The following is a 12612-nucleotide window of genomic DNA, read 5'->3' as shown; positions in this document are numbered from 1 at the left end:
CAGAGGTTTTGCTGAGCACGCAGTTTATAAATGGCCATCATTGCTCCATTAAAACTATCTTGCTTTGGGGCTTTAATTAGAAAAAATAAAGGGAAAAGTCCAGCTTCTGGAGAAGCAGGATAACAGTATAGTCTGTGATCATCCAATCCCTCAACCTCCATCCCCTTTAACCCTTAATCTATTAACCTTTTACACTTTTAACTCCAACCGCTCCGTGTATCTCACATTTCCTCTGTGACCTCTGTGTAATCCTCCGTGACCTCAGCGGTTAAAAATAAAAAAACCAAGAACAGCTTTCGCTATCCCTGGCCTTTCCGAAATATTGAACCTAATAATTGTTATTGTGTATCCGATACAAGCTCGAATTCCAAGCTTGGCTTGCCTCTTTCACCGTCTTTGGTAAGAGATAGGAATCTTACTTTGTAGATATTTCCTTCGGAGTCTTTAACAATGTAATATATCGTATCAAAAGCGTGCGGAGGAGTTTCTGAAGGCTGTGTTGTCCTCCAGCTTGAACCAATAGTCAATCTATCTGTGGTATTGAAAGTGAGTGTCTCAGCATCTTGTTCTGTAAAGTTTTCATAAGCAATATCTTCTTCAAGGACCTGAGCAGCTCCTGCGCCACCATATATATTATGATAAACTAGATCTTGGAAGAAATATGCCAAAGGTGCGCCTCCAAAACTTGTGGATGAGGTACCTGCAGTCCATGCTATATCCCAAGACGCTTTGCCTGGCTCTACGTCTACAATGCCATCTTCAAAACTGAAATAAACAAAGTTTAGGTCGTTGTTCTTCGCAATATCCACACTGACAAAAGCAGTAGCATCTGCATCCGCATGCTGAAGCGTATAGCCTTCACCGTTTCTGATGATTCTAATTTTCTTAAGAGGTTTTGCATCGACTGCGCTGGCACCTCTCGAAAGAAAGTAAACTTCATTGCTTTCTTCCGTAGCACTTACTGTAGAAATCGTTGGACTTGAAAGTGGGTTAGACGCATCGTCCACGTGTTGAATTCCTACTAGGTTAGTGAAGCTTAATACCAAAGCAGCAGAATCAGCTGCTGTCATATCCGCAGCAGATACTGTATTGATATCAGTTTCTCCGGTAGCAGAAGCCATGGCTCCTGTAGTTCCGTTGATCAAAACTTTAAAGTCAGATCCTGTGGAGAAGGCAAGATCCCATGATTCTCTGGCTACTGCCGTCTGAGTGCCAGTTCGGAATTGGATGTATGCGGTATTGGGATAAGCTGCTCCGCCACCATTCACTTCGATCAGACCCGACTCTGTGGGAGGTACCACCACAGGTTCTGGAGTATCATCATCATTGCATGATGAGAGGAGCGTTACGCTAGCCATTAGGGCTGTAAAAGTTAGAAATCGATACTGTTGCATTGTGTTTAAGTTTGGAGAATTAGTTATTTATTTAATTGATAAGTGAGGCCGAGGAAATATGATCTTCCGTAGCCTACCGGTCTTTGGGCTCCACCTCCATGGGCGTCTCCGCCTCCGGAAGTGCTACTGATCTGTTTTACATCCAGCATATTTCTGGCACCGGCATTTACTGATAAGTGTCTGCCTATGTCTTTTTTGAAAGAAATGTCCATCCAATGGTATCCGTCAAGCATGATTTCTCTGGCAGAGGGATTGCCATTTGAGTCAGCGACCGTTTCGTATCCCGGCAGCGCACCTGTCCATTTGTAATAAAGTGTGGCTGTGGTTTTCCATGGTAAAAACTGATAGGTCAGATTTGTATTTACCTCAGGTGTCCAGCTCATTTCCGGCACTATGGTCTGTTCTTGAGAAAGGAGATTGTATCTGCCGATGTATGAGAAGCCCACATTGGCGGAGAGATTTTTGAAGGACTCTGTATGGTTCAGCGTAAAACCTGTTGTCTTGTACCGTTCTACATTGAAGAGCGTGGTGACTTGAATATTGCTAGGATCCTGGCCGTATGCGATTCGGTCTTTTACGTTATTGTAAAAAGCCCCCAAAACCGTTGAAATCCTCCAGTTTGGATTGATTTGCGCTTTCCAGTCCAGGGAACCATTAAAGCTATTTGAGGTCTCTGCTTTCAAGTCGGGGTTGCCTGTGATGCTGTGACTTGCGTCAAAGAAGTTGAAATACAATTCACGGATCGATGGTGCTCTGAAGCCATTGGCGTACGCCAATCTTAAATCCAGATTTTCACTCAGCACAAACTTGGTATTCAACGAAGGAATCAGAGCTGGCGCATCGTATGCAGAATTCCAGTTTTTGCGAATTCCCGGCTTTATCTTGATTGCGTTGAAAGGTGTCCATTCTCCTGATAGAAATATGGCATAGTCTTGAATGCCTTCATTTTCTTCAATTCTTTCTCCTGAACCGGTCTCTGTATTCAGGTCTATTCCGGGCTGCAGTTTGAAGCGGTCAGCGATCTTCCAGTCCCCGATCATTCTCCAGCTGAAACCTTTGTAGTCAATGGTGGTATTTGCTCCGGGAGCTTGGGATTGGTAATGCTCGCCGGTTCGGACATTGCTCACCCAAGTCTGGCTTTCTCTGCTGTAATCGGTAAATGCTCCCTGCCATGTCATACCAAATTTGGAATTGGTATCCCATCTTCCACTGAGTCTATGCATCCAGCGGGAGGTGATGAATTCTTGATCGAGGATTTCTAACCTGGCCTCGGGGCCATAAGCGAATACCGTCTCATCCAAAAAATCCAGTTGATATTCCAAGTTTAAGGATTTGCTTCCCCAACCTGTTTTGAGATTAAAGAAATTCTGTTCTTTGGGGAGCCATTCATATTCTCTGTCTGTTTTTTCACCTTTCCATCCGCCGAAATTATTCTGTGAGAAAGAGGCTCCAAAGTCCCAGTTTTTTAAGCGGTAGCTTCCCGTCACACTTCTGATATGTGTTCCTTTCCCGTCAAAAGGGCTGTATTCGCTGCCTACAGTTTCTTCTTGGACTCTGGCTTTTACATTAAATTTCTCAACTCTATCAGACTTGGTAATAATGTTGATCACACCGGCTAAAGCATCTGCGCCATAGACGACCGACATCGGGCCTTCCACTATTTCAACCCGCTCTATGCGGTTGATATCGATCTGGTTGATGTTGATTTCGTTGGAAGTTCCCTGACGGCCTACCATCGGAATACCGTCAATCAGGATCTTCACGTTTTGACCGGACATACCGAGCAGTTCCAGATTGCTGGATCCAAGCGCATTGTCTTGGGAAAAGCGAATTCCCAATTCTGTGTTCAGTACCTCCTGAATATTGCTTGGAGCACGGTTTTGGATGACTTCAGAACTGATCGTACGGACTTGATAAACCGATTGCTTGGCCGATTGCGGCTCAAAACTCCCGGTCACCACCACTGTTTCCAAATCCGAAATTGCTGCTATCAGCGAAAAGGTTGCCGTGGTTTCTCCTGGCGGCCAGTTTGCTACGATGGTTTCAAATCCTACTGCAGAGATCTTGATTTGACCGTCTTTAGGAAGTCTTGCAAGTGAAAATTTACCTTGCTCATCCGCAACTTCAACTGCGAGCTCAGCCGGCCATACAGTAGCATGAGGAACTGCATTTCCCTGCGCATCCACTACTTTTCCATTCAGCACAGTTTGCGCCTGAAGGAAAAGTGGCATTGCCACCAGCAGTAGGAAAAGCAGAACGAAGTATTTATTTAGATTAAATCTATGCATGTGCATAAAATTTTTTGAATTGACGGGAGCCGAAAACTCCCGTCGGATAATTAATTAAAGGCTATCTACCAATGCTTTCCACTCGGGTTTCTGAGGAAGTCCCGGTTTTCTCAATCCGAAGAATTGGGCAACCATTTCACCGGTTTTGTCGAAAAGCTCGACTGCCGATACCAAACCATCTTCCGTGTTTTTGTGGACCACATAGGCTTTATCCACTACATTTTCATTCAAGTGCATGTTGAAATCCGGATCGAGGACATTTAGCCAATCTCCCATCTGACGCACAGTCTGCACTTTGCCTTGGTGGATTTGGATGTTTCCTTTGTTTCCCGCAAAAATCATAATTGGAAGCTTGGTGGCTGCGGCAGTCTCTACAATTTTCCGCGCAGCAAGTCTGTCCACTTCATAAGCCCACTTCTCACCGATCCATTTTACAGCGTCTTGTCTGTTAAGTTTGTATTTGCGCAGCATGCCGAAGAAGTCATGTGTGTCCTTCATGTTCTCCCAGTCCTGAGTGAATCCTTCAAAGTCCAATTCGGCTCTTGAAGTGTATTCCGGAGTAGGAAATGCCTCTAATTCCAAGTCGGCAGATTGATCAGCGGCGGTGTTGTTTTTTACCAGTTCTTCGTAAGCATCTCCATTTGATTTTTCCTGCAGATAGACTTTCATTACAGCTTCACCTGCTTTGTCGAAATACTGCAAGCTCTTCATAGTTCCTCTTGGAGTCTCAGTAGTCACTGCAAAACCGAATTTCCAACCTGCGAAAAATACTCTTTGTTCGATTGGTCCGATTACAGTTGCGATCTTGTTCGGCCCTGCTTGATGCATTTCTATTTTTTGAAAGGGGCCTTTATGCTCCAATACACATCCCTCACTTCTGGTCAATGACATCACGCGGCCTAGCTTTGGGAATTCTTCCAGTTGTTCCGTAAAATTTTCTGTCAAACGGATCACGTTGGCACCGATACCGGTAGCTAAAAGTTGTGCTTCCGTCACTCCGAGTTTGGCAGCAGCATCGCGGATTCTAAGTTGCGGTTCAGATTCTTTCAGATTGTCCCATGCTTGCTTTAGGGATTGTTCGGATTCTTGGATAGTTTCCATGGTTAAGCTTGTTTAAATGTGGGTATGGATGTATGTGTCTCTGCAGCGGAGGATATGAGCATTCCCCCAGTGACAGGGTTTTTAATTAGATGGATGGGATGATCAAAGACATATTCTAGGATTTTCTCTTCCAGAACTTCCTCTACTGTTCCTGTTTTTGCTATTACCCCGTTTTTCAGCAACGCAATTTTATCTGCATATTGAGCAGCGAGATTCAGTTCGTGGAGAATCACCAGAATTCCAATGTTTCTTGATCTCAGGGTTTGGAGTATTTTCAGAACGGCATGCTGCTGTGCTATATCCAAGCTTGAAGTTGGTTCGTCGAGCAGTAAATATCTAGGGAAGGGCTTGGTTTCCCAGATTTGAACCAAAACTCTAGCAAGTTGCACCCGTTGTTTTTCTCCTCCGGAAAGGTTATTGAAAACCTGATCTCTTAGATGAGCAGTGTTGGTAGCTTCCAGCACTTCCTGTATTAAGACAGAGGGCTGCTTGACTTTGGTGCTGATAAGACCCAGTTCCACGACTTCCTGTACCGTAAATGGAAAACTGACCTGTGTATGTTGCGGCATCACTGCTCTTACTGCTGCAAGTTCGCCCGCTTTTAGGCTACGTATGTTGTGCCCATTATAGGCTATAGATCCATGTTTACACGGGATTTCTCCTGACAGGATTTTGAAAAAAGTTGACTTTCCGGCTCCATTTGGCCCCAATACTGCCAAAATTTCTCCTGAATTCAATTCTAGGCTGACCTCATCTACAATAGGCCGTTGCTTGATACAAAAGTGTACTCGGGAGGCTTGAAGCATTATTTTTTAGATTTATTCAGGTTGAAAATAAGCCAGATAAAGAAGGGAGCGCCGATAAGTGCAGTGATTACTCCTATTGGCATTTCGGCAGGAATTACGATCACTCTTGCAATAAGATCAGCAAAATTCAATAGAATGGCCCCAAGAAGAAATGATCCCGGCAGTACCAGTCTGTGATCTGCTCCAAATAGAATACGGATCAAATGGGGGACTACCAATCCTACGAAGCCTATCATTCCTACCATAGATACTCCTACGCCTACGATCAATGCGCTGCAAATAAGTAGACGGGATTTAACCTGTTGTACATTCACTCCCATATGAAACGCTTCATGCTCTCCTAGTGAGAGAGCATTCAGTTGTCTGGAATTACCTAGCACTAGAAGGGAAGGCACAGCGATAAGGGCCAGCGTCACCGGAATTTTACCCCATGTGGCTCCTCCCATATCCCCAAGACTCCAGAAAGTAAAACTTCGCAGTGCTGAATCATCTGCAAAGAACAGTACCAAACCGATTAAGGCTGCTGCCAAAGCGTTTATTGCTACACCGGCCAATATCAAAGTCGCCCCATCTGTTTTTCCTTGGGATTTTGAGAGCTGGTAGACTGAGACCATGCATATTAAGCCTCCTGCAAAAGCAAATAAAGGCAACCCGAGCATTTTTATCCAAGCCAATGAAGCAGGTGCTGCCGGGATAAAAACCATAAAAATCACAGCAAATAATGCAGATCCTGTACTTACACCGATCAGCCCTGGCTCTACAAGAGGGTTTCGGAACATGCCTTGAAGTGCTGCTCCGGCGATCCCCAAGCCACCGCCGACTAGAAGGGCCATCAAGACCCTGGGAGCGCGGATCTGTAGAAGCACGTTTGCTTGTTGGGCTTCAAATGTTCCTGTTTTGATACTGATCTGATCAAACAAGATGGCAAGAGTCTGAGGTAGCGGAATGCTAAAAGCGCCCAAAGAGAGAGAAGCCAGCACAACGAAAACCAACACAAACCCGAAACCAATTAAGGTAAGGTTTTGACTTTGGATCTTCTTATGGTTCAATGCGGTGATCATTTTATTAAATGGCTGGAAGACGGATGATCGAAGCGACTCAACGCTTGATTTTAAATCGTCTTTTAATACTTTGATTGCTTGTCGGCGGAATAGTGATATGTATGTATTATTGTCGAACTGCTTTAGCTAAATCCAATGCTGCTTTTCCCACTCTTGGTCCAAAACCTGAGAGGTATTGTCCGTCAAGTGCAATGATATGTCCTTCTTTGAATGCGGTGGTTTGATCTATGCCCTGTATCGCCATCAAGCCATCTTTTCCACCGACACTTTGAATTCCTGATTCAAAAAACACCAAGTATTCCGGATTCATGGAAACCAATGATTCAGGGGTCATTGGAACAAATTCGTCAAAGCCAGTTGCTGCTCTTTCGATTTTTGCCAACTCAAACATCTCTGTCGTAAATGTTTTGTCACCCGCAATGAATACTGTTTCAGGGCCTCTTGCCATTAAAAAGACAGCATTTGGTTTGGATTCCTGGGTATCTAAATAGGTTTTGAGCTGGGCTATATCAGCATCGATTGCTGAATTGATTTCTTTTCCTTTTTCTTCTTCATCAAAAAATGTAGCAATCTCAGATATCAGCTTCTTGGAACCTTCCACTGTACTTGGCTTGACGAAAACCTCAATAGCCACCTTTGCAGCCCTTAGCTGCGTCACTACATCAGGATTGAGATATCCTTCTTCTAAAAGTACAAGATCAGGACCCAAAGCTAGAATGCCCTCAGCTTTTATTTGATTTCTATAGCCTATGGAAGGGAGGTCCTTCATGCTTTCAGGGAAAGTAGAGGTGAGATCCGTAGCAATGATTTCATTACCGTGACCGAGCGCAGCTACTACTTCAGTTACTGTGCCTCCTGCAGTTATGATTTTTCGCTGTTCTGTAGTGTCCTCTTGTTTTGATGATGGGGAGCAAGCGGCGAAGATTGCGGTTACTACAAGTATAAGTGGGAAAAATGCCTTTATCATTATTTAGATTGATTTTAAATACTGTACAAATGTACGCTTAACCGGATTGAATCCAAATAAAGACAGGGCTGAAATTGTTAAAAAATAAGGTCTATTACAGGAATGGTGTCTTATGAATGATGTTTTTACATGTCATGCCTTAGCAATTGAGAATCATATAGTAAGGCTGTAGTACGTAGAAGCAATTAAATATGGAAGGGTTGCAGATTAATTTCCCAAATATCCTTTGGTATTAGCCTTTTCTGCTTAATTTTGCGGTCGAATTCAAAAAGCATATCCTTTTTACATTTCAATTATCAAATGGCAAATATTGGAAAGATAACTCAAGTGATCGGGCCCGTAGTGGACGTTTCCTTTGAAGGCGGTAAGCTGCCAAATATCCTTGACGCGGTAGAAGTTACCAAAGAAAATGGCCAAGTGGTCGTAATGGAAGTTCAACAGCACTTGGGTGAAGATCGGGTGAGAACCATTGCAATGGACTCATCTGAAGGGATGGTCCGTGGTATGGAAGTAAGAGATCTTGGTGAACCCATTTCAGTTCCTACAGGAGAGGGTATCAAAGGCCGCCTTTTCAATGTAGTTGGAGAAGCTATCGATGGATTGCCATCTATTCCAGCTGGCAAGAGACTTCCCATACACAGATCTGCTCCGCGTTTCGAGGATCTTTCTACAGCTACAGAAGTACTTTTTACGGGTATCAAAGTAATTGACCTGATCGAGCCGTATGCAAAAGGGGGTAAGATCGGTTTGTTTGGCGGTGCCGGTGTTGGTAAAACTGTATTGATTCAGGAGTTGATCAACAATATAGCGAAAGCATATGCCGGTCTATCCGTATTTGCAGGCGTAGGTGAAAGAACAAGAGAAGGAAATGACTTGTTGAGAGAGATGATCGAGTCCGGTATCGTGACTTACGGTGATGACTTCATCCACAGCCTTGAAGAAGAAGGTGGTTGGGATCTTTCTAAAGTTGATTTGAAAAAATTGGAAGACTCTAAAGCAACCTTTGTTTTCGGTCAGATGAACGAGCCTCCGGGAGCACGTGCGCGAGTGGCTTTGACAGGTTTGACTTTGGCAGAGTATTATAGAGATGGTGATGGTGAGGGTGACGGTAAAGATATCCTATTCTTTATTGACAACATCTTCCGGTTTACCCAGGCAGGTTCTGAAGTGTCTGCACTTCTTGGGCGTATGCCGTCTGCGGTAGGTTACCAACCAACTTTGGCTACAGAAATGGGAGCCATGCAAGAGCGAATTACCTCTACAAAGCGTGGTTCAATTACGTCTGTACAAGCAGTATATGTACCTGCTGATGATTTAACTGATCCGGCTCCAGCGACCACGTTCGCCCACTTGGATGCTACAACTTCACTTTCACGTAAAATTGCAGAGTTGGGAATTTATCCGGCTGTGGATCCTTTGGAGTCATCTTCGAGAATCATGTCTGCCGACATTATTGGAGATGAGCACTACAATTGTGCGCAGCGTGTGAAAGAGATTCTTCAGCGTTACAAAGAATTGCAGGATATCATTGCGATTTTGGGTATGGAGGAGCTTTCTGAAGAGGATAAACAAGTCGTACACAGAGCGAGAAGAGTTCAGCGTTTCTTATCCCAGCCTTTCTTCGTAGCAGAACAGTTCACAGGCTTGAAAGGTGTATTGGTTGATATCAAAGATACCATCAAAGGCTTCAACATGATCATGGACGGTGAGTTGGATCATCTTCCGGAATCAGCGTTCAACTTGGTAGGCAGCATCGAAGATGCTATTGCCAAGGGAGAGAAATTGTTGGCTGAAGTAAGATAAATCGGTTAAGGAGGTTAAAAGTTGAGGGTTGAATGTTTAGTCAATCCTAATTGGCGTATTTCAATTCAATGAAAAGACTTTAGCCTTTAATAACTAAATAAAAATTGAGCATATGCATTTAGAAATCGTCACACCGGACAAAAAAGTATTTCAGGGTGAAGTATCCGAGGCCAGTTTCCCAGGTGCCAACGGATCATTTCAGGTGCTGAACAATCACGCTCCTCTCGTTTCGGCCTTGGCAAAAGGAACTGTTTCCTTTACCACTCCCGAAGGAAAGCAATCCCTAATCGTGGATGGCGGAGTAGTAGAAGTAAAAGACAATGTAATTGTACTGCTGGCTGAGAAAGTAGTCGCGTAAGCAATTTATTTACTACATATAAAAAGGTCTCCCATGTGAATGGGAGACTTTTTTTGGTTTTATTGGGCTCAAAGAGCACTAAGAAAACACAAAGAAGTTGGCTTCGATAGAGGTGAGTCTATTCTTCAATAGGTTTCAGCACAGCCCGTTTGATGTATTTTTCGTCTCTCCACATTGAGTTTCCTTCGACAAAATAGATAGTGTCATTTTTTACTCCAATAAGTATTCCCTGAGTCAGAAAATTCTTTACCGATGCTGTTTCGAACCACTTATCTTTTCCTTTGTCAAATATGAAAAGATGTGTTCTTAAATCCAATATCTCTAAATCTTCCAGATTTTTAATCCAAGTTGAAACCATTATATATTTTTCATTTTCATATATGTTGTCAAAAAAATTTGATGTGGGAAGCTCGGACATACTTGGGCTAGTTAAATGATTGTATTCGTTTTCTAGAAAATTTAAACCAAAATCAAAAAATATACTTTTTTGTGGCATCGACTTATACAATACCCACTTATCGTTTTGATATTTGCTTATCTCTCCTGTAGAGGGAGTAGCAACTAAGTTGTTTTCTAATCCGCCAGATTGGGTGATGTGCTTATAAGGTAAAATGGGTTTCGATAAGTGAGTTAATGGTAAAGGGAAATCAAAAGTATTTCCAACAAATTTCCCTTTACCATCAAAAAGGCCTAATGGAGAGTTGTTCTTATAGAAAGCGGTTTTATACTGCATTGTTGGATCACTACTATATTGTTCGACTATATAGTTATTATTTGATTCAAAGAATACTGATTGAAATGGTTTTAAGGTTTTTCCTATAGGGAAATCCAGCTTTATTTTCTCAATAATCTCGTTATTTTCTAGATTTATAACTAAAATAACATTTCCGGTTTTGTTTAAAATTTTAACTGTTGGATAATTGTCAATTATCAAACCGCTGACGATTATGGGTTCATCCCAAATTTCTTTTGAAACAATGCGATTTATGATTTTATTTTTCTTAAAATCATAAATCCATATTCCTGATGGGGATTTATGGCTTGAAAATACAATTAAGCTATCATTTATGAACTTAGCTTGGGATATTGGACTAATGAAGAAATTACTTTCATTGATTTTGATTGAGTCGGTTATAGATAATCTAATTAAATCATAACTTTCATTTTTTAAAGATTGTTTGCATGCAACTAAAACGGCGATCAAGATAAAAAGGGAAATACAGCGCTGTATCATGTTGTTTTAGCAGGCTTTTACTATTGGTTTACCAGGACAGCCTGTCAAGATGCACCCACTTCCTTCGCATTCATAAATTGTACAACCAGAGGGATCTTCCATAATTGGGGGACAACTTTCTTGTTGAGCCATCACTGGCTGCACCACCGCAAAACTACCCAAGACCATACCCAGTACGGCAAGGGTTAAAATCATCATTTTTTTCATGATTTGTTTGTTTAAGTTAAAAGATAATTAAAAAGCTAGCTTAGTTCAAGCTAGATATACCATAGCGGAATTACAAATTTTTAATTCCCTGATTTTATAAGCGGTTAATTTTAATGGGGGGGTAAATAGTTAGTTTGAAAATAGCTTGGTTGGTGCCTCAATGGATTGTGTAATTGGTTACTATGAATTTTTCGTCTAACAAAAAAGTATTTCAGGGAGAAGCGGTTTTTTTATGGAGCAGCGAGAAAATCCCCTAATATTCCGGCATCAAACCATGCTTCTTTATGTAGAATTTTTCCTTCTGTGGAGATCACTATTGTCATATTTGGAGCTTGCCCGGCCTGACTCCAGAATTCGTTTTCAGGACCATCCAGAAGTATGGGCGTTTTGATTCTTTGTTCTGCTTTCCATCGTTCGGCCAAGTCCATTCTTTCCTTCATCGTGTTAGGCTGGTGGGCTTCGATTCCCACTTCAAGATTGTCCTGGGCCAACCATGGTTCAGGCTCGGGAGAATAGGGACTTTGGATATTGTTGGGATGTGCTTCTACCGTGTTTACGATAAAGAAATTGATGCTGTCTTGATAAATTTTAGAGAGACTGTCTATTGATTGGAGATTCATCCTGGTTTTATCACAGGTATAGCTGCCTGTGATCAAGACAGCCCCTTTTTCTCCGGCTGTGATTTCACTTAATGCAACGGTATTTCCGGAGATGCACCATAATTCTAAGTCTGGGAAATTATCTCCAACCTGAAGTCCTATAGAGCGGAAATCATAATTGTTCATCACACCTTGTGAAATCACCCAGCTGATGCTTGCAGACTCTCTTTTTGAGCAGGAAAATAAGGATAGTGCTACAATCAAAAAAAGGGTATTGAAAGTACTGTATAGTTTAGCGTTCATCGCAGATCGAAAAATATTGAGACTCAATCAGATTAAAAAACAAGTGTAATAAAATTAAAAAATAGGTGAACGGAGGATTTCGTATATGAATTGCTTTCCCGGAACTTAGTGAAGGGATTTATAGATAGTTTGTTTCCGTATTATTTATTCTATACCTTTGCAGCCACGAAAGGGGGTGTATAGATATGATCATAGTTAACGTTAAAGAAAACGAATCAATCGAGAAAGCGCTAAAGCGTTTCAAAAAGAAGTTTGACAAGACTGGTGCAGTCCGTGAACTTCGTGCGAGACAAGCTTTCACTAAGCCTTCCATCAAAAGAAGAGCACAAGTAATCAAAGCGGCTTACAAGCAGCATCTTCAAGAAGAAGCGGCGAAGTAATCAGTTTTGATCTTCCGATATCAAACGCACTTGTCATCAGGCAGGTGCGTTTTTTTATGCCCTTTTGTGATTTTGGTCAGCAATTATTCATTTTTTTCCTCTAACTTATCT

Annotated in this window: 12 protein-coding genes; 3 read left to right on the top strand and 9 right to left on the bottom strand. The window is 42.2% G+C overall.

Annotated features, from left to right (window positions below; translation table 11 throughout):
• Positions 1-338: 338 nt before the first annotated feature.
• The 6 genes from ID165_RS19855 to ID165_RS19830 form a co-directional block, all read right to left on the bottom strand.
• A complete protein-coding gene (locus ID165_RS19855; RefSeq protein ID WP_192347167.1) occupies positions 339-1394 on the bottom strand; it encodes an HmuY family protein in 1056 nt (351 codons plus the stop codon).
• A gap of 23 nt (positions 1395-1417) precedes the next feature.
• The gene (locus ID165_RS19850; RefSeq protein ID WP_192347166.1) at positions 1418-3682 is read right to left on the bottom strand and encodes a TonB-dependent receptor; all 2265 of its coding nucleotides are present in this window, start codon (positions 3680-3682) and stop codon (positions 1418-1420) included.
• A gap of 54 nt (positions 3683-3736) precedes the next feature.
• Positions 3737-4783, bottom strand: a complete 1047-nt coding sequence (locus ID165_RS19845; RefSeq protein WP_192347165.1) for a hemin-degrading factor — start codon at positions 4781-4783, stop codon at positions 3737-3739.
• A gap of 2 nt (positions 4784-4785) precedes the next feature.
• Positions 4786-5589 (bottom strand): heme ABC transporter ATP-binding protein, encoded by an 804-nt coding sequence (locus ID165_RS19840; protein ID WP_192347164.1) that lies wholly within the window; start codon positions 5587-5589, stop codon positions 4786-4788.
• Positions 5589-6650: an iron ABC transporter permease gene (locus ID165_RS19835; protein WP_192347163.1), complete on the bottom strand. Its 1062-nt coding sequence runs from the start codon at positions 6648-6650 to the stop codon at positions 5589-5591. Before ID165_RS19835 ends, ID165_RS19840 begins: the two co-directional genes overlap by 1 nt.
• Positions 6651-6756: 106 nt before the next feature.
• Positions 6757-7617, bottom strand: a complete 861-nt coding sequence (locus tag ID165_RS19830; RefSeq protein WP_192347162.1) for a hemin ABC transporter substrate-binding protein — start codon at positions 7615-7617, stop codon at positions 6757-6759.
• 300 nt (positions 7618-7917) lie between these two features.
• Between ID165_RS19830 and atpD the strand changes: the two genes are divergently transcribed.
• On the top strand, positions 7918-9420 hold the full coding sequence (gene atpD, locus ID165_RS19825; protein WP_192347161.1) for a F0F1 ATP synthase subunit beta: 1503 nt from the start codon (positions 7918-7920) through the stop codon (positions 9418-9420).
• A 112-nt stretch (positions 9421-9532) separates the two neighbouring features.
• Positions 9533-9778, top strand: coding sequence for an ATP synthase F1 subunit epsilon (atpC, locus tag ID165_RS19820; RefSeq protein ID WP_192347160.1), 246 nt, complete (start codon positions 9533-9535; stop codon positions 9776-9778).
• Between the two features lie 118 nt (positions 9779-9896).
• Here atpC and ID165_RS19815 read toward each other — a convergent pair whose 3' ends face one another.
• From ID165_RS19815 to ID165_RS19805, 3 genes are all read right to left on the bottom strand, one after another.
• Positions 9897-11012, bottom strand: coding sequence for a hypothetical protein (locus ID165_RS19815; RefSeq protein ID WP_192347159.1), 1116 nt, complete (start codon positions 11010-11012; stop codon positions 9897-9899).
• A 6-nt stretch (positions 11013-11018) separates the two neighbouring features.
• On the bottom strand, positions 11019-11219 hold the full coding sequence (locus tag ID165_RS19810) for a hypothetical protein (RefSeq protein ID WP_192347158.1): 201 nt from the start codon (positions 11217-11219) through the stop codon (positions 11019-11021).
• Positions 11220-11449: 230 nt separating this feature from the next.
• On the bottom strand, positions 11450-12121 hold the full coding sequence (locus tag ID165_RS19805) for a hypothetical protein (RefSeq protein WP_192347157.1): 672 nt from the start codon (positions 12119-12121) through the stop codon (positions 11450-11452).
• A 185-nt stretch (positions 12122-12306) separates the two neighbouring features.
• On the opposite strand from ID165_RS19805, the gene rpsU reads away from it, so the two are divergent.
• Positions 12307-12501: a 30S ribosomal protein S21 gene (rpsU, locus tag ID165_RS19800; RefSeq protein WP_057940466.1), complete on the top strand. Its 195-nt coding sequence runs from the start codon at positions 12307-12309 to the stop codon at positions 12499-12501.
• Positions 12502-12612 lie beyond the last annotated feature (111 nt).

This window comes from Algoriphagus sp. Y33 (assembly GCF_014838715.1).
Classification (GTDB): Bacteria; Bacteroidota; Bacteroidia; order Cytophagales; family Cyclobacteriaceae; genus Algoriphagus.
The sequence above is the reverse complement of the archived record's forward strand: the minus strand, read 5'-3'. Positions and strand labels throughout refer to the sequence as shown.